The sequence below is a fragment of the Jiangella alkaliphila genome, from assembly GCF_900105925.1.
GTDB lineage: Bacteria > Actinomycetota > Actinomycetes > Jiangellales > Jiangellaceae > Jiangella > Jiangella alkaliphila.
In genome coordinates this window covers 2,308,147-2,332,887 of sequence record NZ_LT629791.1, presented here as the reverse complement: position 1 = coordinate 2,332,887, position 24,741 = coordinate 2,308,147, and the positions used below count along the sequence as shown (strand labels likewise).

General features: G+C 72.8%; 24 protein-coding genes and 2 pseudogenes. 11 read left to right on the top strand and 15 right to left on the bottom strand.

Features of this window, described 5'->3' with window-relative positions:
- Positions 1–786: a class I SAM-dependent methyltransferase gene (locus tag BLV05_RS10910; RefSeq protein WP_046769391.1), complete on the bottom strand. Its 786-nt coding sequence runs from the start codon at positions 784–786 to the stop codon at positions 1–3.
- 69 nt (positions 787–855) lie between these two features.
- On the opposite strand from BLV05_RS10910, the gene BLV05_RS10905 reads away from it, so the two are divergent.
- Positions 856–1,539 (top strand): GH25 family lysozyme, encoded by a 684-nt coding sequence (locus tag BLV05_RS10905; RefSeq protein WP_046769390.1) that lies wholly within the window; start codon positions 856–858, stop codon positions 1,537–1,539.
- A gap of 3 nt (positions 1,540–1,542) precedes the next feature.
- On the opposite strand, the pseudogene BLV05_RS10900 reads toward BLV05_RS10905, so the two are convergent.
- Positions 1,543–2,208, bottom strand: a pseudogene (locus tag BLV05_RS10900) (SDR family NAD(P)-dependent oxidoreductase); the annotation flags it as partial.
- A gap of 328 nt (positions 2,209–2,536) precedes the next feature.
- Positions 2,537–3,430 carry a hypothetical protein gene (locus BLV05_RS10895; protein WP_082155310.1) on the bottom strand — a complete coding sequence of 298 codons (894 nt, stop codon included), beginning with the start codon at positions 3,428–3,430 and terminating at the stop codon, positions 2,537–2,539.
- A 368-nt stretch (positions 3,431–3,798) separates the two neighbouring features.
- On the opposite strand from BLV05_RS10895, the gene BLV05_RS10890 reads away from it, so the two are divergent.
- Positions 3,799–4,110, top strand: coding sequence for a hypothetical protein (locus BLV05_RS10890; protein WP_052762560.1), 312 nt, complete (start codon positions 3,799–3,801; stop codon positions 4,108–4,110).
- A gap of 94 nt (positions 4,111–4,204) precedes the next feature.
- Positions 4,205–4,612 carry a hypothetical protein gene (locus BLV05_RS10885; protein WP_046769388.1) on the top strand — a complete coding sequence of 136 codons (408 nt, stop codon included), beginning with the start codon at positions 4,205–4,207 and terminating at the stop codon, positions 4,610–4,612.
- On the opposite strand, the gene BLV05_RS10880 is transcribed toward BLV05_RS10885, so the two are convergent.
- Positions 4,580–5,215, bottom strand: coding sequence for a hypothetical protein (locus BLV05_RS10880; protein ID WP_046769387.1), 636 nt, complete (start codon positions 5,213–5,215; stop codon positions 4,580–4,582). The genes BLV05_RS10885 and BLV05_RS10880 overlap by 33 nt on opposite strands.
- Before the next feature lie 259 nt (positions 5,216–5,474).
- Here BLV05_RS10880 and BLV05_RS10875 point away from each other — a divergent pair, with 259 nt between their 5' ends.
- The 5 genes from BLV05_RS10875 (at position 5,475) to BLV05_RS10855 (ending at position 11,110) form a co-directional block, all read left to right on the top strand.
- Positions 5,475–6,149 (top strand): hypothetical protein, encoded by a 675-nt coding sequence (locus BLV05_RS10875; RefSeq protein ID WP_046769386.1) that lies wholly within the window; start codon positions 5,475–5,477, stop codon positions 6,147–6,149.
- Between the two features lie 3 nt (positions 6,150–6,152).
- Positions 6,153–7,439: an MFS transporter gene (locus BLV05_RS10870; protein ID WP_052762559.1), complete on the top strand. Its 1,287-nt coding sequence runs from the start codon at positions 6,153–6,155 to the stop codon at positions 7,437–7,439.
- Positions 7,436–8,455: a TolB-like translocation protein gene (locus BLV05_RS10865; RefSeq protein WP_046769385.1), complete on the top strand. Its 1,020-nt coding sequence runs from the start codon at positions 7,436–7,438 to the stop codon at positions 8,453–8,455. The genes BLV05_RS10870 and BLV05_RS10865 overlap by 4 nt, the downstream gene beginning before the upstream one ends.
- 79 nt (positions 8,456–8,534) lie before the next feature.
- On the top strand, positions 8,535–9,344 hold the full coding sequence (locus BLV05_RS10860) for a hypothetical protein (RefSeq protein WP_046769384.1): 810 nt from the start codon (positions 8,535–8,537) through the stop codon (positions 9,342–9,344).
- Positions 9,345–9,574: 230 nt separating this feature from the next.
- Positions 9,575–11,110 (top strand): DUF4082 domain-containing protein, encoded by a 1,536-nt coding sequence (locus tag BLV05_RS10855; RefSeq protein WP_052762558.1) that lies wholly within the window; start codon positions 9,575–9,577, stop codon positions 11,108–11,110.
- Here BLV05_RS10855 and BLV05_RS10850 read toward each other — a convergent pair.
- From BLV05_RS10850 to BLV05_RS38585, 3 genes and pseudogenes are all read right to left on the bottom strand, one after another.
- Complete coding sequence (locus BLV05_RS10850) at positions 11,082–12,296, bottom strand: glycosyltransferase family 4 protein (RefSeq protein ID WP_046769383.1); 1,215 nt, start codon at positions 12,294–12,296, stop codon at positions 11,082–11,084. The two genes, BLV05_RS10855 and BLV05_RS10850, sit on opposite strands and share 29 nt — an antisense overlap.
- A gap of 38 nt (positions 12,297–12,334) precedes the next feature.
- Positions 12,335–13,243: a glycosyltransferase family 2 protein gene (locus BLV05_RS10845; protein WP_046769382.1), complete on the bottom strand. Its 909-nt coding sequence runs from the start codon at positions 13,241–13,243 to the stop codon at positions 12,335–12,337.
- Positions 13,244–13,541: 298 nt separating this feature from the next.
- A pseudogene (locus BLV05_RS38585) lies at positions 13,542–13,937 on the bottom strand (O-antigen ligase family protein); the annotation flags it as partial.
- Positions 13,938–14,019: 82 nt separating this feature from the next.
- On the opposite strand from BLV05_RS38585, the gene BLV05_RS37640 reads away from it, so the two are divergent.
- The gene (locus BLV05_RS37640) at positions 14,020–14,277 is read left to right on the top strand and encodes a hypothetical protein (RefSeq protein ID WP_231948798.1); all 258 of its coding nucleotides are present in this window, start codon (positions 14,020–14,022) and stop codon (positions 14,275–14,277) included.
- 265 nt (positions 14,278–14,542) lie between these two features.
- Here BLV05_RS37640 and BLV05_RS10835 read toward each other — a convergent pair whose 3' ends face one another.
- Positions 14,543–15,274, bottom strand: coding sequence for a hypothetical protein (locus BLV05_RS10835; RefSeq protein WP_046769380.1), 732 nt, complete (start codon positions 15,272–15,274; stop codon positions 14,543–14,545).
- A 259-nt stretch (positions 15,275–15,533) separates the two neighbouring features.
- Here BLV05_RS10835 and BLV05_RS10830 point away from each other — a divergent pair, with 259 nt between their 5' ends.
- A complete protein-coding gene (locus tag BLV05_RS10830) occupies positions 15,534–16,202 on the top strand; it encodes a hypothetical protein (RefSeq protein ID WP_046769379.1) in 669 nt (222 codons plus the stop codon).
- Here the strand turns inward: BLV05_RS10830 and BLV05_RS10825 are convergent.
- Complete coding sequence (locus BLV05_RS10825) at positions 16,186–16,839, bottom strand: polysaccharide deacetylase family protein (RefSeq protein WP_197683610.1); 654 nt, start codon at positions 16,837–16,839, stop codon at positions 16,186–16,188. The genes BLV05_RS10830 and BLV05_RS10825 overlap by 17 nt on opposite strands.
- On the bottom strand, positions 16,836–17,705 hold the full coding sequence (locus tag BLV05_RS10820) for a glycosyltransferase (RefSeq protein WP_052762557.1): 870 nt from the start codon (positions 17,703–17,705) through the stop codon (positions 16,836–16,838). The genes BLV05_RS10825 and BLV05_RS10820 overlap by 4 nt, the downstream gene beginning before the upstream one ends.
- 41 nt (positions 17,706–17,746) lie before the next feature.
- On the opposite strand from BLV05_RS10820, the gene BLV05_RS10815 reads away from it, so the two are divergent.
- Positions 17,747–18,616, top strand: a complete 870-nt coding sequence (locus BLV05_RS10815) for a GNAT family N-acetyltransferase (RefSeq protein WP_046769377.1) — start codon at positions 17,747–17,749, stop codon at positions 18,614–18,616.
- Positions 18,617–18,782: 166 nt separating this feature from the next.
- On the opposite strand, the gene BLV05_RS10810 is transcribed toward BLV05_RS10815, so the two are convergent.
- From BLV05_RS10810 to BLV05_RS10790, 5 genes are read right to left on the bottom strand one after another with little or no spacing between them, the layout of a single operon-like run.
- Positions 18,783–19,040, bottom strand: coding sequence for an acyl carrier protein (locus BLV05_RS10810; protein WP_046769376.1), 258 nt, complete (start codon positions 19,038–19,040; stop codon positions 18,783–18,785).
- 14 nt (positions 19,041–19,054) lie between these two features.
- Positions 19,055–20,281 carry a pyridoxal-dependent decarboxylase, exosortase A system-associated gene (locus tag BLV05_RS10805; RefSeq protein WP_046769375.1) on the bottom strand — a complete coding sequence of 409 codons (1,227 nt, stop codon included), beginning with the start codon at positions 20,279–20,281 and terminating at the stop codon, positions 19,055–19,057.
- On the bottom strand, positions 20,278–21,846 hold the full coding sequence (locus BLV05_RS10800) for an acyl-CoA ligase (AMP-forming), exosortase A system-associated (protein WP_197683609.1): 1,569 nt from the start codon (positions 21,844–21,846) through the stop codon (positions 20,278–20,280). The genes BLV05_RS10805 and BLV05_RS10800 overlap by 4 nt, the downstream gene beginning before the upstream one ends.
- A complete protein-coding gene (locus BLV05_RS10795) occupies positions 21,843–23,168 on the bottom strand; it encodes a glycosyltransferase family 4 protein (protein ID WP_046769374.1) in 1,326 nt (441 codons plus the stop codon). Before BLV05_RS10795 ends, BLV05_RS10800 begins: the two co-directional genes overlap by 4 nt.
- Complete coding sequence (locus BLV05_RS10790) at positions 23,165–24,739, bottom strand: lipopolysaccharide biosynthesis protein (RefSeq protein ID WP_052762556.1); 1,575 nt, start codon at positions 24,737–24,739, stop codon at positions 23,165–23,167. Before BLV05_RS10790 ends, BLV05_RS10795 begins: the two co-directional genes overlap by 4 nt.
- Between the last annotated feature and the right edge of the window lie 2 nt (positions 24,740–24,741).

Here is a 24,741-nt window from a genome sequence, read left to right as displayed (position 1 = left end):
TCAGGGCCGCAGTCCCCGGACCGCCCAGGCGCGGGCGGTCAGCGCGATCGAGCCGTCCGCCGCGACCGGCAGCCGCACCCGCACCGCGTGGCGGATCGCCTCCTGCCGCGACCGCGGCAGCGTGGCCAGGTAGCCGGGCGCTGCGCCCTGCCCGCCGAGGAACGGCCGCCAGTAGTCGTCGAACGACGCGAACGCCGTCGGGACGTCGATCGGCCGGACCGTGACGTCCGCCAGCCCGGCCGCCTGCCACAGCCGGCGCAGCGGCTCGGGCCGGCACAGCGGGAACCGGGTGCCCTCGTCGAGGTCGGCGCCGGCCGGGTCGACGTCGGCGGCGGCCGCCCAGAAGTGCCGCATGAGCTGCATGCCCTCGGCGTAGTCCCACACGTACGCGGCGACGACGGCGCCACGCGCCGCCACCCGGACGCCCTCCGTGACCGCGGCGGACGCGTCCGGCACGAAGTTGAGCGCCAGCCCGCTGACGACGGCGTCGGCGGCGCCGTCGGCGACCGGCAGCTCCGCGGCGGAGCCAGCCTCGAACGTCGCGCCCGCGACGCGCTCGCGGGCGGTGCCGAGGAATCCGTCGGACGGGTCGACGCCGACGACGGAGGCCGGCGCGGCCATCGTCACCACGGCCTCGGTCAGCGCGCCGGTGCCGCAGCCGACGTCCACCCACCGCGCACCCCCGGGCACGTCCAGCCAGGGCACGAACTCGGCGGCGACGCGGCGGCTCCATCGCCCGACGTACGCCTCGTAGGCGTCACCCTGGGCCCAGACGTCCGGTGCCATGCCCTGACGATACGGCCCTCCGGCCGGTTATCGTGACGGGACGAAGCGGGCGATTCAGGGGGATGATCCATGCGGCGTCGCATCATCGTCACCGTCTCGGCGGTGGTGGTCGTGGCGCTGGGGCTGGGCGCCGTCATCTGGTTCTGGGCCGTCCCCCACTGGCGGCCGGCGCTCCAGGACGGCGAACGCTACGGCATCGACGTCTCGGCGCACCAGGACGAGATCGACTGGGAGGCCGTGGCCGACGACGGCATCCAGTTCGCCTACATCAAGGCCAGCGAGGGCGAGGGCTGGGTCGACGAGTGGTTCGAGGAGAACTGGGCCGGCGCCGCCGCAGCCGGGCTGGACCGCGGCGCCTACCACTTCTTCACCCTCTGCGCGCCGGGCGAGGCGCAGGCCGAGAACTTCCTGTCCGTCGCGCCGCCCGACGCCGACGCGCTGCCGCCGGTCATCGACCTGGAGCTGACCGGCAACTGCAGCGAGCGGCCGCCGGCGGACCAGGTGGCCGCCGAGGTCGACGCGTTCGTCGAGCTGGTCGAGCAGGCGTGGGATCGCGACCTGCTGTTCTACGTCCGCCCCGACTGGGACGACGCCTACCCGGTCCGCGACGGCCTGGACCGGCGGCTCTGGGACTACCGCTTCTTCCGCCGCCCCACCGACGAGCGCTGGCACGTCTGGCAGGTCAACACGTTCGCGCGGGTCGACGGCATCGACGGCCCGGTCGACCTCGACATCATGCGCAACGGCGAGTAGCGGTCAGGAGGTGAACCTCCCGGGCCGGCGAACCATCCGTTCGGACAGCTCCCACAGCGCCCGCCTGGCGTCGGCATCGTGCGCGAGCCGGTTCGCCCGGCCCGGCTTCGGCGCCTTGCCGGGCCGGTTCACAAGGTAGCCACCGGTGCCGCCGGCCTCCGGCGCGGTCGCGAGCCGCACCGTGCCGTGAGCCGCCGCCTCCGGGCTCCGGCTCAGCAGCCAGGTCAGCCGCGCGCCCCACGCGGCCGGCCCGCGAGCGTCGAGCTGGCCGCCCATGTTCGTCCGCGCGCCGCCCGGGTGCACGCTGGTGACGGTGACGCCGGTGCCGTCGAGCCGGCCGGCCAGCTCGACCGTGAACAGCACCAGCGCCAGCTTCGCCTGGGCGTAGGCGGCGAACGGCCGGTACCGCCGCCGGACGAACTCGACGTCGTCGAGGTCGAGCCGGCCCATGGCCTGAGCCGCCGACGTGACGTTGACGACGCGCGCAGGCGCACTCGCCGTCAGCATGTCGATGAGCAGGGTCGTGAGCAGGAACGGCGCCAGGTAGCTCACCGCCCAGGTGCGCTCGACGCCGTCGGCGGTCAGCTCCCGCCGCGCACCGCCCGCCGCGGCGTTGTTGATCAGCACCTCGAGGTGGCCATGCTGCTCCCGGAGCCGGCTCGCGAGTGCGCGGACGTCACGTTGGCCCTTGGTGCACTGCGAGGGGCTGCCCGATCACGAGTGGATCGGGCAGCCCCCTCTGTCGTATGGTCGTTATGCAAGGTAGTCGCCGATCTGCTGCAGTAGCGTGGAGAGACCTAGGCCGCCAGCAAGGAGGAGTCCGGGCGCCACCGGGCTCCTCAGCAACTTCAGACGAAGCGTTGGTCCCCATCCTGCGTTGGCGATGTCGCGGTTCGTCTTCTCGCGCTCGAGAAGTACGTCGGGGGGCGCGTTGATCTTTGGCATGTATCACCTCCTCCTCACCGGTAGCGATCGTGGGTCCGCGGGGCGTGACGCGCTACGTTGTCGGCTGCAGTTGCACGGCTACCGAAGTGGCTGCGGCCGCCGACCCGGCCGCGCGTGCTGCCTTGGTTGCGCTGCCCTGTAGCCTCTGGCGCGTCATGGTGTCGAACGGCGACTTCAGTGCTCGCCAGTAGACATCGCGCCTACCCACCGGGTGACGGTCGTCGTTCACCTTCTGCACCTTGACCTTCATGAAGCCCGCCTTGCCGATCTCTTGGTATCCGCGCTCGGCGGTGCGCTCGCTGATGCCGTACCACTCGCTCGCCCGCTCGACGGCCATCGCGAAGGCTGGCGTCTTGGGGTTCTGTGTCTCGGAAAGTAGGATGAGAAGCATGGCTTTCCCAGGCAGGGAAAGCCGCTCGGACAGGCCCCTCGTCCAATAGTCGTGAGGGATGACGAAGTAGCCGGGTCCTTCTTCGACTGTCGAGCCAGGCTTGTGCCATGGCTTCCCCGAACCGTCCTCGAGGAGGAGTCGGAGCGTCGGCGTCCGGCTATCGTCCTCTCGGACAACAAGATGGAGATCTTCGAGTGTCTCGATCGCCCGTGAGACCGCGGTGGCGTCGACGCGAGACTTCACCGACAGGATGTTGGCCCAAGTACCGAGCAGCAGAGGTGTCCCATCGAGAATCGGCTGCAGCGCGTGCATGAGCAGAAAGACGTCAAGGGCTCGCTGGTTCCGTCTGTGCACGAGATCGTAGAGAACCGAGGCGCGGGCCGAAGGTCGACCCGCGACCGGCGCACTGTCCTGCGGTCGCTGGACGAACGCCTTGCGCAGCGGGACGTAGCCACGCCTTGCGGCCTCGAGGAGCCCGGCGCGAGCGCCATCTGGCCCGGCGTCCTGCTCGTCTTCGATACCCGCGAAGGGATCGAACTCGTGGTTGTTGGACATGCGCATCAGAGTACGCGAATCGGTCAGGAGAAGCCGCATACCGACCGCTCTGCAACTGACGTCTCAGGTGCCAGTATGGGACATCAATGCGACGACCCTGGAACGCTCATGGGAAGCCACTGGGAAACCTACAATCTCGGGCCGGCTGAGGGTCGCGCAGGTGCGAAGCTGGCCTGGCGGTGATCCCCAGACAGGAGATGGAATCTCGAAGTCTGGGCGTCGCTCGCACGCTGCCCGCGGCCACGCCGCCCGGAGGCCCACTGGCCTGACTATCGTCACGCTCATCACCCCCGGCCGTCGCGGACCTCGCCGCCCGGATCGCCGACGCCAAGCCGGACACCGTCGACGTCCACGAGGCGCTGCTGCGGGTGACGCGCGCGACGTTCGCCGCGGCTGCCAAGTACCGCGCGCTCAGTCACACCGCCAAGGACCCGGCCGCCGCCGACGCCGTCGACCGGCAGCTCGGTGCACCCGTGCGCGAGCTGTTCAGCCGCGGCCGCGCCGACGGCACCCTGCGTGCGGACCTCGCCGCGGAGACGCTGTTCGAGCTCTACGTCGGCCTGCTGCAGGGCGCGCTGGACCGGCGACTCGCCGACACTCTGGGCGTCGAGCAGGCCGGCGCCGCCGTCGTGACGGTGTTCCTCTCCGGCGCCGGGTCCGGCCCGGCAGCGGCCCGTTGACCACGCATGGGGAGTGACACGTCGGGTTTGCCCCGATGTGGGCGCGGGAAGAGATGTTTATTGACGCGTCGCCTGCCACCCGAAAGGACCCGGCATGATCGTGCTCGGACTGCTCCTCCTCGTCGCTGCAGCGGCAGCGGTCGTCATCGCCGTGATCGCGGGCGGTGACAGCGTCACGCTCAGCGCGTTCGACGTCGACCTCGACTCGCCGGTCTGGGGTGTCTTCGCCGCGGGGGTCGCGGCCGGCCTGCTCCTGCTGCTGGGCATCCTGGCGATCGTCGCCGGGGTGAACCGCTCACGGTCCCGGCGCGAGGAGATCGAGTACCTGCGCGAGCAGGTCGCGCGGCACGAGCGCAAGACCGGCCGGGAGGCCGACGAGCCGGAGGTGGGCGACTGGCTCGGCCAGGCGCACACCCGCGCTAGGACCGAGACCTCGCCGTCCGAGCCGGTCGCCCGGACCGGCGCGACGTCAGGCGCCGCCCCGCTCTACCGGCAGGGTTGACGGCGCACGGCCCCACCGACCGGCCACGACGCCGGCCAGCAGCACCCAGGCCAGGAACAGCAGCGCCGGGGCGACGGCCTCGCCGACGGTGTGCCAGCCGCTGATCACCACCTCCGCCAGCGTCGCGGCGACCGCCAGGACGACCAGGGCGATCACCCAGCGGCGCGCCGCCGCCGGCGCCACCAGCACGGCCAGCAGCGCGCCTGACAGCACCAGCGGCACGTGCCCGCTGAGCATCGCCTCCCCCGACGAGCGCGCACTGGCCGGGAACGGCAGCGCACCCGCCTTGATCGCCTGCACCGTGCCGTTGGCGCCGACGGCGGCCACGGCCGCGAACAGCGCCGTCCGGGGGTCGCGCCGGTAGGCCACGACGATCAGCACGGCCATCAGCGCCAGGACGAACGCCGGCACGATCCGGCCGAAGCCACCGCGCAGCAGCCGCCACCCGCCGTCGCGCCAGCCGGCGACGGCGTCGGCGACCGACCTCTCGACCCCGGTCCCCCACGACGTGCTGCCCAGCACGTACGCGACGGCGGCTGCGGCGCCCAGCGACGCCGCGGCGGCGAACAGGGTGAGCACCTGCCGGGTGGTCCGGCCGGTCATCCCGCCTCGGCCGCCGCCACCAGCGCATGGTTCTGCGTCCTGCACGCCACTCGATCCCCCCGAATCAGAGCCGTAGGCGCGGCCGGCCTGCCCCGCCGGGCCGCCGGGCCGCCGCGCCGGGCACCCCGCCTTCGCGTGGCGGATATGCGAGGGATGACGCTACAGTGATGAATCGCCTGTGACGAGCCGCGGGGAGGGCTGTTCGTCGGTATGCGGGCGTTCACACGGGTGGGGGGCCGCCGTGAAACACATTCCAGCCATGGCCGTTGCCGTGGTGCTCGCGTGCGCCGTCGCCGGGTGTTCCGGCGACGAGTCGCCCGGCGCCGCGGATCAGCCGCCGGGCGCCACCGAGTCGGCTGCCGCGCCGGGCACCTCGGGCATGGTGCCCGGCCCGCAGCCGACCGACGAGGCGAGCCCGGGCGACCCCGCGACCGGTGACACCGACGCGCAGCCGGCCCCCGACGCCACCGGCAGCGGCGGCGTGACCGAGGGCGACGGCAGCGAGGTCATCCCGCAGCCACAGGGCACGGCGCCGCCCCGGCTCGACGAGCTGTACGGCGACGCGCCCGCGGCCGAGCCGCTGGCGGAGGTCCCGGCCGACGGCAGCGCCAGCGGCGAGCTGGTCGACGGGTTCCCGGTCGGCGTCATCGACCTCGTGCCCGACGCGACCGTCACGTCCAGTGCGGTGTCGGCCGAGGGCTCGCGCGTCCAGGTCTCGCTGGAGGCGACAGTGGCGGTGTCGCCGGAAGAGGTGCTCGGGCACTACCGCGCCCGGTTCGTCGCCGGCGGGTTCGCCGAGGACCCGGTGCCGGCGGTCGCCGGTACCAGCGCCGCCGCGTTCTCGCGGTCCGCCGACGCCCTGGTGGTGAGCTCGCGGACCTCGGGCGACGAGACCGTGTTCAGCGTGACCGGCGTGCTGGTCGCCCAGGGCTGACGCATGTACATCAGCCTGCGCGATCGGCCGAAGACCGGCGCCCCGGCGCCGCCTCGCACGAAGCACAAGGTCTCGTCGGTGGTCGTGACGCTCGGTGTCGTCAGCCTGATGACCGACATCTCGTCCGAGGCGGTCGCGGCCATTCTGCCGCTCTACGTCACCGCCGCCCTGGGCCTGACCACCATCGCCTACGGCTTCATCGACGGGCTGATGCAGGGCGCCAGCGCGCTGGTCCGCATCGCCGGCGGCTGGGCCGCCGACCGCGGCGACCACCCGAAGTGGGTCGCCGTCGCCGGCTACGGCCTGTCGATGGTCACCCGGGCCGGCCTGCTGATCGCCTCCGGCTTCGCCGCCATCACCGCCCTCGTCGCGATCGACCGCGTCGGCAAGGGCATCCGGACCGCGCCACGCGACGCGATGATCACGACGGCGTCCGACCCCGCGCACCTCGGCCGCTCGTTCGGGGTGCACCGCACCCTCGACACCATCGGCGCCGCGCTCGGCCCGCTGCTCGCCTTCGTCGTGCTGTGGGCGATCCCGGACGGCTACACCACCGTCTTCGTCCTGTCGCTGGGCTGCGCGGTCATCGGGTTCGCACTGCTGGCCCTGCTGGTGCCCGACCTGCGGCCGCGACGTCAGGCCGCCGCGTCCGCACCCGCGGACGGCAGCAAGCCCGCCGGCCGCCCGTTCAGCTGGCGCTCGGTCGCCGAGCCGAAGCTGCGCCGCCTGCTCGTCGTCGCGGGCGTCCTGGGGCTGCTCACCATCGGCGACGGCTTCATCTACCTCGCGCTGCAGTCGCGCGACGGGTTCGCCACCAAGTGGTTCCCGTTGCTGTACGTCGGCACCAACCTGGTGTACCTGGCGCTGGCCATCCCGGTCGGGCGGCTCGCCGACCGCGTCGGCCGCGCCCGGGTGCTGGTGCTGGGCCACCTCTCGTTGCTCGCCGCCTACCTGTGCGCCGGGACGGCCAGCGGCATGGCCGGGCTGACCATCGCGACGCTGGTCCTGCTCGGCGTGTTCTACGCCGCCACCGACGGCGTCCTGGCTGCGCTGGCCGGTCAGCTGGCCGACACCTCGGTGCGGGCGGCAGCCATCGGCACGGCGCAGACCGTGGTCGCCGTGACCCGCATGGTCGCGTCGGCCGCGTTCGGGGTGCTCTGGTACGGCCTGGGCCGCAGCCCGGCGATGCTGCTGGTCGCGGCGCTGCTCGCGGTCGCGGTGCCGGTGTGCTTCCTGGCCCTGCGCGGCCTCGACACCGCGCGGCCGGTCCCTGGTGGCGTCGGGGCATGACCACGCGCAACCGGCGGGTCGCCGGCTTCGTCCTCGTCGTCCTCGTGGTCGTCGTGGCGGCCGGCGGCTACGGCTGGTCCGAGTACGTCCGCAGCCGCGACGCGCAGACGACCGCGACCGACGTCGACCTGGTGCCGGCGGACGTGACGGTGTCCGGCGATCGCATCGTGTTCCGCAGCACGGCGCCGGGCGACCTCTACGGCCGGGTCGCCACCGTCACCACCGACGACCCGGGCGGGCCGCGGTCGGTGGCCCCGGTCGCCTGCGACCGCGTCGACACCACCGGCGGCCGCTCCGTATGCCTGCGCACCGACCGCGGCGTCCTCACGACGTTCGAGGCGGTATTGCTGGACGCGAACTGGCAACAACTCGAATCGTGGGCGTTGCCGGGAATTCCCAGCCGTACCCGCATGTCGCCCGACGGCACTCTCGTGGCGACAACGTCATTCGTCACCGGACATTCCTATGCGACGACCGGATTCTCCACCGAGACGGCGATCCACGAGATCGGCGGCCGCGACTACGGCAACATCGAGGAATTCGATCTTCTCGTCGACGGCGAGGAGATCGCGCCGGTCGACCGCAATATCTGGGGCGTCACGTTCGTCGACGACACCACGTTCTACGCGACCGCCCAGTCGCGGGCGCTCGGGCACACGTGGCTGGTCGAGGGCGACCTCGAGGCGCGGACGCTCAGCACCGTGCGCGACGGCGTCGAGTGTCCGGCGCTCTCCCCCGACGGCACCCGCGTCGCGTTCAAGAAGGACGTCGACGACGGGCCGGGGGTGCACTGGTCGATCGCCGTACTGGACCTCGCCAGCGGCGACGAGACCCTGCTCGGCGAGCAGCGCAACGTCGACGACCAGGTCGAATGGCTCGACGACGACACCGTCCTCTACGGCCTCCCGCGCGAGGACGAGCCCGGCGTCAGCGACGTGTGGGCGGCCCCGGCCGCCGGCGGCGACGCGGCGGTGCTGATCCCGGAGGCGTGGTCGCCCGCGGTGGTGCGGCCATGACCGCGGCGCACCGCCCGGCGGCGTGGTCCTGTGAGACACTGCAGGTCAGATACCCATCGATGGGCGGGGCCGACGACACGTGATCCTCAGTGACCTCCTGAACGCACTGCTGCGACGCTGGTACGTGGTGCTCGTGGGCGTGGCCGGCACGGCGCTGCTCTGCTTCCTGGTGGCCGCGCGCATGGCGCCCACCTACGAGTCGACGGCCACCGCGACGCTCGTGCCCGGAGAGTCCACCATCGCCCAGCGGGGCAACCCGCTCATGTACCTCGACGGCCTCATCCTGGCCCGCGACGTCCTGGTCCGCTCGCTGGGCTCCGACGACGTGCGCGAACCGATCCTCGCCGAGTTCCCCGGCGCCGACTTCGCCGCCGACGCCGACCCCACGACCAGCGGCCCGATGATCCTCGTCCAGTCGACCGCACCGACCCCCGAGCTGGCCGGCGCCGTCCTCACCCGGGTCCTCGACGAGCTGCCCGTGCGGCTCGAGGTGCTCCAGGACGAGGTCGAGTCACCCGACGCCGATCGCATCTCGGTGCTGCGCCTGGCCGGGCCGGCCGCGCCCGAGACCGTGAACACCGCGATCATCCGCGCCATCGCCGCGGTCGCCGGCGCCGGCGTCGTGGCCACCCTGCTGGTCACCGGACTGGTCGACGGCGTGATCGGCGGGCGCCGGCAGCGCCGGTCGTCCCGCGGCCGGGACCGCGCCGGGCCGAAGGCGAAGGCCGAAGCCCCGCACGCGCCCGTGCACCCCCTGGAGCCGCCCGAGCGGCCGGAAACGGCCGCACGCGAGGCGCCGGAATCACAGCGGGAGAATTCGTCACCGCACCGGTCCGGCCCGGAGAATCGCAATGATCTGCAGCCGGCAAGAAATGCACCAGAGGTCTAACAAAAACGCTACAGGTCCATGAGATCTGTACCGAAAACAGACGAATGTTTTTGGTTTTCGGTGCATGAGTTCGCCGAATCATGGGCAGACTGTGCTGTGGTTCTGCCCCCGGAATTTGGACGATGATGACTCAGCCGCCGCTCCGCAGCCGTGCCAGTAGACGCATTCGCCGAGTCCGCCGTCGTCGTATCAGAATCCGCCTCTCCACCGCGATCGTCACGCTCGTCGCGGTGGTGAGTGGCGTCACCGTCGCCTGGGCGCTGGGCGACGGGCCGTCGTCCACGAACGGCATCTTCCCCGACGACCTGAAGCCGCGGGTCGCGGCCGATCCGGACCGCCGGGCGGTGGAGCTGGGCGTGCGGTTCGCGCCGCAGGAGGACGGCAGTGTCACGGCGCTGCAGTACTACCAGGGTGCGCGGACCCGCGACGTCACCACGGCTACGCTGTGGTCGGCCGACGGCGAGGTCCTGGCGCGGACCACCTTCGCGGCCAGCAGGTCGGTGGGCTGGCGGACCGTCCCGCTCGAGAGTCCGGTGCAGCTCACCGCCGGCGAGACCTACGTCGCGTCGTACCACGCGCCGCGGGGCGGCTACGCGGTGACCGAGCGCGACCTCGGCCGGCGGCAGGTCCGCAACGGCTTCGCGCTGCCCGCCGGCGCTGGTGTGTACCACTACGGCGGCCGCAGCCGCTTCCCCGACGACACCTATCGGGGCTCGAACTACCTCGTCGACGTCGTCTACGAGACGTCTGACAGCCCGCTCCCGCCGGTGCCTCCGGTGCCGCCGGGCGAGGAGTCGCCGACGGCGACCCCGACACCCACACGTACCCCCACAGCGACCCCGACACCCACGCGCACCCCCACGCCGACCCCGACACCGACCCGCACCCCCACGCCGACCCCAACACCGACCCCAACACCGACCCGCACCCCCACGCCGACCCCGTCGGACACCCCGACGCCGTCGGAGCCCGGACTGTTCCCGACCAGGGAGTCCGCGGGTCTGCCGGACGGCTGGACGCCGGAGCGCGAGGTGCAGGGCGACCTGCGCATCACCGAGGCCGGCGCCGTCGTCGAGGACCTGCGCGTCACCAACGGCACCATCTACGTCGACGCCCCGAACGTGACGCTGCGGCGCATCGACGCCGTCGGCACCGGCGTGGTCAACGACCCGCGCAACGTCTGCCGCAACGGCCTGGTCATCGAGGACTCCACCTTCACGCCCCGCGATCGCACGTCCGACCAGGACATCTTCGTCATCGGCCCGGGCGGCTACACCGTGCGGAACGTTGTCATCGACGGCGTGCCCGAGGGGCTGCGCGCCGCCGGCGACGACTACGGCTGCGAAGGCGTCACCGTCGAGGACTCCTACATCCGCGTCTCGCCGCCGACCGAGTGCGGCGACTGGCACGGCGACGGCATCCAGGGCTACTACGGCGGCCACCTGAAGGTCCGCAACAGCACCGTCATCCTCGAGGAGGAGCAGGGCTGCTGGGGCACGGCCGCGTTCTTCTACCCGCACAGCCAGGGCAACACCTCGCTCGACGTCGACGGCCTGCTGGTCGCCGGTGGCGGCTACCCGTTCCGCAACGGCATGCCCGCCTCGATCCGCAACCTCAACGTCGTCGAGGGCAGCTGGGGCTACGGGCCGATCGACGTGAAGTGCTCGGTGGTCGACACGTGGGAGGCCCAGGTGGTTCGGCTGGACAGCGCCGGCCAGCCGGTGCCGGTGAAGCCGATCAGCTGCTCGATGGAGGGCGGTCAGTGACCGACGCGTAGAGCTCGCTCATGCGGTCGAGCCGGTGCTGCCACAGGTGCGTGATGGAGACGTGCTCACGCGCGGCGGCGCCCATCCGCAGCCTCAGCTCGCGATCCTCGGCGAGCTTGCGGATGGCCGCCGCGCAGTCCGCGGCGAGCTGAGCTGGTGAGACGGCGGCCAGCCGGAAGCCGCACGCGTCGCTGACGTTCGCGCCCGGCCCGCCACGCTCGCAGACGACCACCGGCAGGCCGTAGGACATCGCCTCGAGGCTCACATTGCCGCCGGGCTCGCGGTAGCTCGGGAACACGAAGGCGTCGGCCCGCTCGTAGAACCCGTCCACCTCGGCCCGCGGCACCACGCCGTGGAAAACGACGCGGTCGCCCAGGCCGAGCTCGCGCGCGAGCTCCTCGCAGGCGGCGCGGTCGTTGCCGTCGCCCAGCACGTCGAGGACGACGTCGAGGTCGCGCAGGTCGGCCAGCGCGCGGATGACGTCGCGCAGCCCCTTGGTGCGGATGGTCCGGCCCACGTGCAGCAGCCGGACCGGGCCGGTGCGCGCCGTCCGGTCGACCGGCGGCGGGACGTCGTGCACCGCGGTCTCACTCATGACCTCGAACCGCCGCAGCGTCAGGTCACCGAGGAACTCCTGGACGTACGGCGCCACCCCGACCACGCAGGCGGCCGACTCGTAGGTCGAGCGCAGCAGCGGGTCACGCCGGATCCGCCAGCCGTCGAGGGCGCGCAGCCGCTGGTACCAGGGCGTGGCGCCCTCCTCGGCGACGAACCCCGGCGGCGACTCCAAACTGCCGCCGACCGGCCCCACGACGAGCGGCAGGCCGAGCCCGCGGGCCGGCGACGGGTAGCGCATCGCGACGGGGACGCTCTGGTGCGCGACGTCGAAGCGCTCGCCGGCGCGCAGCCGGCCGCGGATCCAGCCGCGCGCCCGCCGGTAGAACGGTGCGTAGGCCGGCTGCATCAGGCTGTTGAGCCGTTCGACCCGGCCGACCAGCGGCGGCTCACTCCACTCCACGACCCGCACGCCGGGCAACTGCTGCGACGTCGGCACGTGGCCCCGCTTGTAGGTGGTCAGGAGCGTCAGGTCGAACCGCTGCGCGACCAGTGATGCCCACTGGTACGCCACCCACGACTCCCCGACGTCCTGCCCGTCGCAGGCCGGCGCGATCATCAGGACCTTCATCTCGTCATTCCCCCCTGGAGACGATCAGTGTTCGGGTGTCACCGCGGCAGGAACGCCTCGCTCGCTCCGAGCATCGGCGGCCGGGCCGACGGCCGCAGCAGCGCCCGCACCGTCGGCCACGACTTCCGATGGCCGAGGACGCCGCGCCGGACCTCGGTGAGGACGGTGAGCACGAAGAACACCCAAGCACGGGTGTCGTCAGTGCGCCGCCGATACAGCCGGACCCGGTTGACGATCTTCATCGTGTGGGTCGTCGCGCTCTCACCCGAGCCGCCGCCGACGTGCATGGCCCCGGGAGCCGGCGTGTACACCGTCGCCCAGCCCTGATCGCGGGCGCGCAGGCTGAAGTCGGTCTCCTCGGAGTAGAGGAAGTACGACTCGTCCAGCCCACCGAGCGCGTCGTAGCACTCGCGGTCGATCAGCAGGATCGCGCCGACCGCCCAGTCGACCTCGTGTTCGGCCTCGTACTCGGCCGGGTCCTCGATGCGCTCGGTGAACGCCGCGAGCCCGGTGAAGCTCAGCCCGCCGACGCGGCCCATCGTCGGACCTCGGCGCAGCGTCGGCGACAGGCTGCCGTCGGCCTCGCGCACCCGCGGCGCCACGACGCCGATGCCCGGCTTGCGCAGCACGTCGAGCATCAGCGGCACGGCGCCGGGGTCGACGGTGGCGTCCGGGTTGAGGACGAGCAGCGCGCCGGCCGGCGGCGACGACCGCACCGCCCGGTTGATGCCCGCGGCGTAGCCGTCGTTGGACGAGCGGACGACCACGCAGTCGTCGCGCCGGTCGAGCAGCGCGAGGGTGCCGTCGGCCGAGCCGTTGTCGACCACCACCACGGAGTAGCTGAGCCCGTCCAGCGCCGCGGGCAGGCTGTCGAGCAGCTCGGCGACGTGCCCTTCGCTGTTGTACGTCACGACGAGCGCGGCGACGTCGACCGCTCCACCACTCATGGTCCCCCATGGGCATGGCGCCCACCCGATCTTCGGTTCGGCGTAGCGCGCCTGCTGTTCCGAGCAGCAGGAAGAGCGTACCCATGGTCATCGGGAATGCGAACGCGTCGAACATGACCAGGCACACGAATCCGACGGCGAGCGCGGCCACGAGCGACATGGCCAGATCGCGGGTCGACTCGTCCGGCACGACCCGCCGCAGCCGCAGCAGCACGACGACGGCGACGACGCCGAGCGCGACGAACAGGATGGTGCCGACCACCCCCACGGTCACCAGCAGCCCCAGGTACTGGTTGTCGAAGATGCGGTACTTCGGCAGGAACGTCCCGAGCCCGCGGCCGAACCACGGATGTTCGGCGATGAACGACGACGCGAGCGAGAAGCTGTCGGTGCGCGACGCGATGCTCGGGTCCTCGGCCGCCCCGGTGAACAGCCCGACGATCGAGTTCAGCAGCGTGGGTGTCACGAACGTCATCGCGACCACACCGGCCACGCCGACGCCCAGGACCAGCCGCCGGCGCACCGTGGGCCAGCCGATGGCGCAGATCACCACGCCGATGATCGCCCCGACGTAGGCCGACCGCGACGACGTCACCGGGATGACCGCGGCGATGGCCGCCGCGGGGATCCACCGGCCGACGCGGTGACGCCAGGTCTGGTGGAAGCCGACGTGCAGCGCGAGCGGCAGCAGCATCGTCACCACGACGCCGTACTCGATCGGGTGGATGGCGGTGCCGGCCGGCCGGAGGAACGCGCCACGCAGGTAGGTGCCGGCCGTGTCGGAAGCGGTCAGCCCGGGGATCGAGATGCGGTCGACCCAGATCTGGTTCGTGAGCACCTGCACGATGCCGAGCAGCGCGATGACGCCGCCGCAGACCGCAACGCGCCAGATCAGGGTGTCCAGGCGGGACCGGTCGCGAACGCCGTCGTGTGCGACCAGCAGGGTGCCGGCCCAGGACGCCAGCGCGAGCAGGGCGACGTCGGCCGGGCTGATCTCGTCGGAGTTGATCGGCCCCGACATCGCCAGCACGTAGGTCACGCCGACGCTGAAGAGGAACCCGCACAGCGCGATCCGGACCGGCTGCACGCGCACCTGGACCGGCTTCGTGGCGCCGACGTAGAAGAAGGTCCACAACAGCAGGCTGCCCAGCCCGAACACCATGGACGGCGCGCCGGCGCTGCCGAGCGGGCCGACGATCAGCTTGGACGGGACAAAGAACAGCAGGCCGACGTACACGGTGAGCCAGGCGACCGCGTCGATCCTCGTCCGCGTTCGCGCGCCGGTGCCGGCCGGCGAGGTCACCGTGCCCGCCTCCGGGCGCCTCCGACGGCTCTGGGCTCGGGACGCGTGTCGTCGCCCGGGTCGTCGTCGAGGACCCGCGCCGGGGCGGCCGGCGCGCCGTCGCCGCGCGACCGGGGCTCGGCCCGCCGGCGCACGGCCGTACGGAGCATCAGGCGGTCTATCAGGACGGTGGCCGCCAGAGCGCCGACCAGTCCGGCGCCGGCCGCGACCACCGCCGCCCGGATGGTGCCGGCGTTGCTCCTCTCGGCCTCGCCGGCCATGGTCAGCGGCATGGACGTGACGACGGACTCGGCGGGGACGTCGAGCTCCACCTGGAGCCGGGCCAGCGTGGCCGGCACGGCCTCGGCGATGTCCTGCAGGGTGGTCAGGGCGCCGTCGGCTGTGGCGTCGGTGACCTCGATGGCGATGACCGGTCCGCGAGTCGCCTCTTCCATGGCCACCTCGTAGCCGGCGGTCGGCACCGCGTCCTCGAACCCCGCGCGGGCGGACGGGCTGTCGAGGTAGGACACGATGATCCGTGCCGGCATGTCGAGCGCGCCGAGGGCGAGGAACGGGTTGCCGCCCTCACCGACGGCCTCCTCGGGCGGCAGCAGCAGCACGAGCCCGCGAGCGGAGTAGGTCGGCGGCGACAACGAGGCCGCGCCGGCGCCCAGGCCGGCGGCCACCAGCACGCCGAGCAGCAGGACGTACCACCGGCGCCCGGCAGCGGCGCGCAGGTCGGACGGCATCGCCGGCCCCTAGTCGGGGCGGCCGGCGCTCAGCCGGACCGCCGTGCCATCGGCATGCATGAACACGCCGCACCCACCGCCATCGACCCCCAGACGCTCGGTGACCCGGCGACCATCCCCACCCCCGGGCTCACCTGGGGGACTCTCCCCTTGGCTCGGCAGACGGCCGAGCCGCGATCGCCGCGATCGTGCTGGTTACTATAGCTTGGGACGGGGCCGGGGGTGGCCGCCGCGACCCGGGGGCACGGGGGGTGCACCGATGACGCCGTGGGAACTGATTCTCACCATGATCCGCCGGTGGCCGGTCGTGCTGGCCGGCGTGCTGTGCACCGGTGCGCTCGCGTTCGTCCTGGTGTCCGACGACCGCGTCTACTGGTCGCGCACCGAGGTGGTCTTCCTCGCACCCACCAGCCAGCTGTACCCGAACTCGCTCAACGCGGCGTCCGAGGACCTCATCATCACCGCGGGGGTGGTCGCGAAGCTGGTCACCGGTCCCGACGCCATCGTGAAGTACGCGTCGCCCGACGCCAACCTGGTGGGCATCGGCGTGCTCGACGGCTGGTCGGTGAAGCTGCCCGACACCGGCGGCCAGTGGGCCCCGAACTTCGCCAGCCAGGTGCTCTCCGTCGAGGTCGTGGCGCCCGACCGCGAGACGCTCGTGGCACGGCAGCAGGAGCTCATCGCCCGCATCTCGCAGGAGCTGGACACCCTGCAGCGCGAGGCCGGTGTCCACCCGGTCAACGACATCACCGTGACGGTGAACCCGGAGACTTCGGCCGTCTACGAGATCGGCGGCAGCAGCATCCGCACGCTGGCGATGACGGCCATCCTCGGCGGCGGCGCGACGCTGTCGGCGATCGTCCTGCTGGAGTACCGCGCCCGGCGACGCGGCCACCCCATCCCGCGCGACTTCAGCGCCACCGCTTGATCGTGCTCACCACGGCGTTGCGGACGTCGCGCGGCCCCGGCCGGTGGGTCATCACCGACCGGACCGACGCGACGGTGTCCGCCGCGGTCACGCTGTAGCGCGCCTGCAGCCAGGACCCGGGCCGGGCCGGGAAGCGGTCGCTGGTGTAGACGGCGTCGTAGCCGGCGCCGCGCAGCCGCCCGAGCAACCGGCGGTCGTAGCGACCCAGCGGCAGCGCCGCCTCCGTGACCGGCGCCCCGCTGGCCGCGGCGAGCGCTTCGCGCGCGTCGATCAGCTCGCGGCGGGCGTCGGCGGGCGACAGGCCGCGCCAGGGCACGTGCGCCCAGCCGTGGCTGCCGATCGTCATCCCGGCGGCGCGCAGCTCCTCGAGCTCGGCGGCGCTCAGGCTCACCGGGTCGTCCAGGCGCCCGGCGAGGGCGAAGAAGGTGGCCCGCAGCCCGCGCTCGCGCAGCGCGGGCAGGGCGACCGCGGCGTCGGAGGCGTTGCCGTCGTCGAAGCTGAGCCGAACGTGCGGGTGCGCGGCGGCCTCGTCGAGCAGGCGGTGGAAGGTCGGCTCGGTGATCCAGTACCGGGCCTCGCCGGGCTCGCGCTCCCGCTCGCAGGTCCCGATGCCGTGGAAGCACAGGTGGATGATCACGTGGACGTCCCTTCCGCTGCCGACGGGCCGCGGGTGCTGTCGTCGCGGCCCCAGCCGTCGCCCGCCTTGACCGGACGGCGGGCGAGCAGGGCGGCGACGATGGTAATGACGAGGTAGGGGATCGCGGCCGGCGCGCGGCGTGGCTCGCGCACGACGACGTCGCGCAGCCAGGCCCAGCGGTCGGCCGGGCGCACCGGCAGGTCCACCTGACCGGCGGCCGCGGCGGCGCGCAGCTGGGCGTTGCCCCGACGGACCCGGACCAGCCGGTGCACCAGGTCGCGGGTGGTGCGCGGCGCCTCGACGACCACCTCCACGTCGCTCACCTCGGCCTTCTCCGCGGCCGTGAACCTGGAGTCGAGGAAGAGGTCGTCGGCGATCAGCATGGGGAAGTCGTCGAACCGCGCTCGGCCGGCCTCGGACAGCGCGATCATCCCCCGGCCGAACAGCCCGGTCCGGAAGGCCGGGTGCAGGGCGTTGATCGAGAAGTACGCCCGCACCGGCCACGGCCGGCCGGCGGTGTCCACCCGCCGCCGGGGCACCACGGCCAGCGGCCGGGGCAGCACGTCGAAACGCGCCTCCAGCGTGGCGAGGCCGTGCGGCGGCACGACGATGTCGGCGTCGAGGTAGATGCGCGGGAAGCCGGTCGCCGCCCGGTCGCCCGCGTTGAGAGCCGCGGCCTTGCCGGCCTCCGCGCGGTCGACCACCGTGACGCCGGCGCGGGCGGCCACCGCCGCCGTGTCGTCGGTGCAGCCGTTGGCGCTCACGACGATGTCGACCGGGCCGGAGAACCGCTGCGCGGCCAGCGCGTCGAGGCAGCTCCCGATGACGTTCGCCTCGTTGTGTGCCGCGATCACGACGCTGGTCATCGGCCCTCCTCCCCCGGCTCGAGCTGCGCTAAGGTGATCGAATGGCAGCGCCGAGCGTGACCGTGCGGCCGATCTCGGCCGCCGACGCCACCGCCGTCAGCCGCTTCCTCCACCAGCACCTCAACCAGCGAGTCCCGGCCGCCGCGTGGAGCCGGCTCGTCACGCCGCCGTGGAAGAGCGACGCGCCCAACCACGGCTTCGAGCTGCTCAGCGACGACGGCGCCCTCGTCGGCGTGTACGCCGCCGTCTACTCCGAGCGCGAGATCGGCGGCGAGCGGGTCGCGTTCTGCAACCTCGCCGCGTTCTGCGTGCTGGAGGAGTTCCGCTCCCACTCGCTGCGGCTGGTCCGCGCGCTGCTGGGCCAGCGGGGCTACGTCTTCACCGACCTCTCGCCCAGCGGCAACGTCATCGCGCTGAACGAGCGGCTCGGCTTCCACCGCCTCGACACCGCGACGAAGCTGGTCGCCAACCTGCCCCGCCCGCCCCGCCGCGGCGCGCAGGTGACGACCGACCCGGCGGCGCTCGACCGCGTGCTCACCGGCCGCGACGCCGAGGTCTACCGCGACCACCGCGACGCGCCGGCGGCCCAGCACCTGCTGGTCGAGCGCAACGGCGCGCACGGCTACCTCATGTTCCGGCGCGACCGCCGCAAGCGGCTGCCGCTGTTCGCCACGCCGCTGTACGCCGGCGGCGACCCCGGCGGCCTGGAGGCCGCGTGGCCCGCGGTGGGCGCGCACCTGCTGCGGCACGGGCTGCCGCTGACGCTCGCGGAGCGGCGCGTCCTGGGGTTCACGCCCGGCGGTCCGGGCCGGGAGCTGGGCAGTCCGCGGCCGAAGATGTTCCGGTCCAAGGACGTCGGTCCCGAGTCGATCGATCATCTCTACAGTGAGCTGACGCTGGTCCGCTGGTAGCCGCAAGGGGGTGTCTGACGGATCTTCGGCGGCGCGGATCGACGCCCAGACGCCGACCAGCTGCGTTGTCGTCGTCGGCCGATGGCACCGCATCGAACTCCTCCTCCGCCTTGCTGGACCGACGACTGGACGCCGCCCGCATCCGCCAATATCCGTCAGACACCCCCTAGGCCGCGGCGAGCTTGGAGTCGACGAACGCCGTCAGCGAGCCGAGCGTCTCGAACAGGTCGGCGTCGAACTCCTCGTCGTCGATGGTGATGTCGAACCGCTCCTCGATGGCCGACACCAGCTGCAGCACCCCCAGCGAGTCCAGCTCCGGCAGCGAGCCGAACAGCGCCGTCTCGACCTGGAGGTCCTCGGGACGCTGCGGCAGGTCCAGCGCCGCGATCAGCACCGCGCGCAGGGTGTCGAGGGTGTCGCTCATGTGCACTCCTTGGGTCAGACGAGGACTTCGAGCGGGGCGGGGTGGCCGAGGAAGGCGGTCGGGCTGGCGGTGAGGCCGTAGGCGCCGGCCTGGAAGATCACGATGAGGTCGCCGATCTCCGCGGCGGGCAGCTCGACGTCGTCGCCGAGCAGGTCCAGTGGGGTGCAGAGGCAGCCGACGACGGTGGCGGTCTCGGCGCCGCTCTTCTCCACCCGGTTGCCCACTACGAGCGGGTAGTTGCGCCGGATGACCTGGCCGAAGTTGCCCGACGCCGCGAGCTGATGGTGCATGCCGCCGTCGACGACGAGGTAGGTCTTGCCCCGCGAGACCTTGCGGTCCAGGACGCGGGTGACGTAGACACCGCACTCGCCGACGATGTAGCGGCCCAGCTCGATGACGGGCACCGAGTCAGGCAGCCGCTGCGCCAGCGGGCCGGTGACGAGATCGGCCAGTCCGGCCGCCACGAGGTCGAGGTCGAGCGGGCGGTCCTTCTCGACGTAGGGGATGCCGAACCCGCCGCCGAGGTTGACGTAGCGCACCGGCGCGGGCAGGTGCTCCGCGAGCGACGCGACGAGATCGACGGTGCGCCGCTGCGCCTCGGCGATGATCTCGGCGTTGAGGTTCTGCGACCCGGCGAAGACATGGAAGCCGAGCCAGTTCAGCCCGGCCGCGGCGAACTCGCGCAGGACGCCGGGCACCTGCTCGGCGTCGATGCCGAACTGCTGCGGGCCGCCGCCCATCCGCATGCCCGAGCCCTTCACCGCGAAGTCCGGGTTGACCCGCACGGCGACGTTCGGCGTCAGACCGAGGTCGTCGCCGGCCGTGACCACCCGGGCCAGCTCGGTGGGCGACTCGACCTCGACGATGATGCCGGCCGCGACCGCCTGCCGGATCTCGGCCGGCGTCTTGCCCGGGCCGGCGAAGCTGACCCGGTCCGCGGCGATGACGGTGTCGAGCGCGGCGTGCAGCTCCAGCCCCGACGCGACGTCGATGCGGTCGACCCGGTGCGCCAGGTGCTGCACGACGGCCGGCATCGGGTTGGCCTTCATGGCGTAGCTGAGATGCACCGACGTCGGCAGCGCCGAGCGCAGCCGGTCGATCCGGGCGTCCAGCAGCCCGCGGTCGTAGGCGAAGAACGGCGTCGACCCGACGCGGTCGGCCAGCCGGCTCAGCGCCAGCCCGCCGACCCGCAGCTCGCCGTCGGCCGTGCCGAACGCGGTGACGTGCTCATGCGGCTTCACCGGACTCCCTCCGCCTTGATCAGGCCACGGTCGAACTTGCCGTTGGGCGAGCGTGGCAGCTCGGCGCGCACCTCGACCTCGGCCGGGACCATGTACAGCGGCAGCACCTGGCGCAGCGCGGCGAGCAGCGCCGCGACGTCCAGCTCCGCCTCCGCCGGGGTGGCGACCAGGACGATCCGCTGGCCCAGCGCCGGGTCGTCGACCCCGAGGGCGACCGCGTCGCGCACCAGCCCGGTACCGTACGCGGCCTCCTCGACCTCGGTCGGGCTGACCCGGTAGCCGGACGTCTTGATCATGTCGTCCTTGCGACCCACGAAGTAGAGGTAGCCCTCCTCGTCGGCCACGACGGTGTCGCCGGACCACACCGCGAGCTCCGGCGTGCGCCATTCCTCGCCCGGCCGGGACAGCGGCTTGTACCGCTCCGCCGTCCGGACCGGGTCGTTCCAGTAGCCCAGCGCCACCAGCGCGCCGCGGTGCACCAGCTCGCCCTCCTCGCCAGGCGCGCACGGCGTGCCGTCGGGGCGCACAACCAGGATCTCCGCGTTCGGGATCGCCTTGCCGATGGAGTCGGGCCGGCGGTCCACCTCCGCGGGGTCGAGGTAGGTGGAGCGGAACGCCTCGGTGAGCCCGTACATCAGGTAGGGCCGGGCCTCGGTGAAGATGCCGCGCAGCCGGTCCAGCGTCACCCGCGGCATCCGCCCGCCGGTGTTGGCCCAGTAGCGCAGCTTCCGCGCGGCCGCCTCGGGCCACGGCACGTCGGCCAGCTGCAGCCACAGCGGCGGGACGCAGGTCAGGCCGGTGACGCCGTACCGCTCGCACAGCTTCGGCACCTCGCGCGGCAGCAGGTAGTTCATCAGCACGCAGTGCGCGCCCACCGAGAACGCCGTGGTGACCTGGCTCAGCCCGGCGTCGAAGCTGAGCGGCAGCACGCTGAGGATGACGTCGTGGGCGCTGTTCTCGAGGTAGCTGCTGACGCTCTCGGCACCGACGATGAGGTTGCGATGGCTCAGCACCACGCCCTTGGGCTTGCCGGTGCTGCCGGACGTGTACAGGATCGCCGCCGGGTCGACGTCGATGGCCGGCGAGGGCTCTGGCTCGCCGCCGGCCTCCTGCCCGTCCTCCCAGCCATGGACGGCGTACCCGGCGGGAACGCTCGACGGGGTGGCGCCGACGGTGACGACGTGCGCGACCGCCGTCTCCGGCAGGACGCCCTCGAGCTGGCCCAGCCGGTCGGCCGAGGTGACGAGCACGGTCGCGCCGCTGTCGGCCAGGATGTGCCCGACCTGGGTGGCCTTGAGCACGTGGTTGACCGGCACGAACACGCCACCGGCGGCCGAGACGGCGAAGAACGCCGCCACCGTATCGATGCGCTTCTCCAGGTAGATCGCCACCCGGTCGCCCCGGCGCAGGCCGAGCCTGGCCAGCTGGGCCGCGGCGGCCTGCGCGGTCCGCCAGACGTCGCCGTAGCCAGCGGTGTGGTGGCGGTAGGTCAGCGCCGGCGCGTCGGGCCGGGCGGCGGCGGCCTGGGCGAGCAGGTGGTGGAACTGCGTCCGGATCGCGCTCACGGCGCCCTCCTCTCCCTGAGGTAGCGGTCGAACTCGGCGGTGTCGTCGAGGTCGACGTAGCGGCGGCCCTGCGGGTCGGCGACGCGGCCGGGCTCGCCCGGCGGCACGGCCGGCCCCGGCCGCGAGAACCGGGCCAGCTCGTCGTACACCGCCACGTACGCCTCGGCCTGCGCGCGCCAGTCCAGCTCCGCGGCAACCCGGGCCCGCGCACCGCGGCCGAGGTCGGCCCGCGCACCGGGGTCGTCGATCAGCTTCTCGACGGCGTCGGCGAACGCGTGGATGTCGCCGGACGGCACGTAGAGGACGCTGCCGGCGCCGGACACCCGGGTCTCGGCCAGGTCGAACGCCACCGACGGCAACCCGTAGGCCATGTACTCCATCGTCTTGTTCATCGTCGAGACGTCGTTGAGCGGCGTCTTGAGGTCCGGGCCGATCCCGATGTCGGCGCGGCTCAGGTACTCCGCGATCTGCACGCGGTCAACGCGGCCGGTGAACGTCACGTACGGGTTCAGCCCCAGCGCCGCGGACTGCGCCTTGAGGTCCTCCAGGCAGTCGCCGAACCCGAGCAGCGTCGCCTTGACGTTGGTGCGTCCGCGCCGGTGCACCAGCTCGTCCATGACCAGGAGCACCTGGTCGACCCCGTCCTGCGGGCCCATGATGCCGAGGTAGACCAGCACCACCTCATCGGCCGGGCGCGGGTGCTCCGGGTAGACCGGCCGCATCTGCTCGGTGTCGGGCCCGCTGCGCACGACGGTGACGTGCTCGGGCCGCTTGCCGCCGCGGCGGATGGCGATCGCCCGGTACGACTCGTTGGTGGAGATGACCCGGTGCGCGGCCCGGAACGTGCGCCGCTCCAGCCAGACCAGCGCCTTGTACTGGGCCTGCTGCGCGCCGCCGCTCGGTTCGCCGAACCGGGACAGGAACAGCTCCGGGTTGAGGTCGTGGTGGTCGAAGACGAACCGCACCCCGAACGGGCGCCACAGTAGCGCCAGCAGCCAGTAGGTGTCCGGCGGGTTGCACGCCTGCAGGAGGTGGAACCGGCCGGACCGCCGCACCCGCAGCGTGAGCCAGGCGGCGCGCAGCCAGCTGTAGGCGAACTCCCAGACGAATCCGAGCAGGCCCTTGGCCTCGGGCGCGGGCTTGTATTTGTGGAGGTCGACGCCCTCGACGACCTCGTGGCCGGGATCTCCGGGACCCTTGGGACATATCACGCTCACGCGGTAGCCGCGGGCGAGCAGCGCCTGGCACTCCAGCCAGACCCGCCGGTCCAGCGGCACGGGCAGGTTCTGCACGATGATGAGGACGTGCGGGCGACCGGTCATGGGTGCTCCATCGAGTTGACCAGAATGTTGACACGGGCGGCCCGGGTGTGGCGAGGCAGATAGTCGGTCCGGACGTGCCGTCCGAGGTAGTCGATCCCGTTCTGTCCGGGAAGGAACCGGGCGACGTCGGTGACGACCCGGTGCGCCAGCCAGATCGTCACGGCGCCGTAGGCCGCCAGGATCGCGATCCCGATCAGCCCGACCCGGACGACCGGCGGCAGCCCGGCCGACGCCGTCATGACCAGCCAGCCGGTGGCGGCGCCCACGGGCACCGCGGCGGCGAGGAAGCCGAACGGCCCGGCCAGCGCCCACGGCCGCGCCTGCAGCAGCCGCGCGACCAGGAACCAGCGCGACACCGTGGCGACGGCGGCCACGCCGAGGAAGCCGGTCGCCACGCCGACCAGCCCCCACCGCACGGTGACCGCCGTGACCGCCACCGTGAGCACGTCGATGGCCAGCGCGTACCCGAACCAGCGGCCGGGCCGGCCGAGGCCGTAGAACAGCCCGTGGTCGAGCGTCGCGCCGACCACCAGGATCCCCGCGAAGGCCAGGATCCGGGCCACCGGCACGCTCTCGTCCCAGCCGTCGCCGAAGACCAGCGGCAGGATCAGCGGGGCCGCTACGGCAAGCAGGGTCAGCGGCGGCGCCAGCAGCGCGTACGTCATGCGCAGCGCCCGCAGGTACGCGTCGCGCAGCCGTTCGGCGGAGTCGCGGATCTTCGCGAACGCGACCATGGTCACCGGGAGCAGCGCCGCACCGGTCAGCTCTTGGACGATCTGCACCAGCCGCTGCGCGATGTTGAGGTACCCGAGCGCCGCCATGCCGAGGCCGACGGAGACGATCGCCGTCTCGGCCCACTGGCGGCTGACCGCGACGCACTCGACACCGAGCACCTGACTGCCGAACCGGGCCATGACCACGAACTGGTCGCGCGAGAACGCGAACGACGGCCGCCAGCGCGCGGCCGTCCAGGCCAGCAACGCGGTCACCCCCTGGACGGTCAGCACCTGGCCGACCAGCGCCCAGACGCCCGCCCCGCCGAGCACCATCGCGACGGCGACGACCTGCGCGACGACGGACGCGACGGTGCCCTGGATGGCCAGCGTCCGAAACCGCATCTCGCGGCGCAGGATCGCCGTCGGCACCGACCCGAGCGCCGTCGCCAGCACGGCCAGCGCCAGCACCTGCAGCACCGGCACGACATCGTCGGAATCGAAGGCCAGCCCGAACAGCGGTGCGGCCGCGACGACGGCGCCGCCGAGCAGCACCCCGGCGAGGGCGGAGAACCAGAACGCCGTGCTCAGCAGCCGCCGGCCGGCGTGGTCGACCTGGACGATGTAGGCGGCGAACCCGAGGTCGGCGAGCAGGTAGAAGAACGGCAGCACCGTCGACGCCGCGGCGACGACGCCGAAGTCCTCCGGGCTGAGGAACCGGGTGAGGACGGCGATCGTCACCAGGCCGGAGAGCCGGACCGCCCACTTCTGGACGGTCAGCCAGAGCACGCCCGCGGCGGCCTGCCGGCCGACGGACGTGTCTGGCGCCTCACTCGCCTGCGGCTGCTGGTCAATCATCT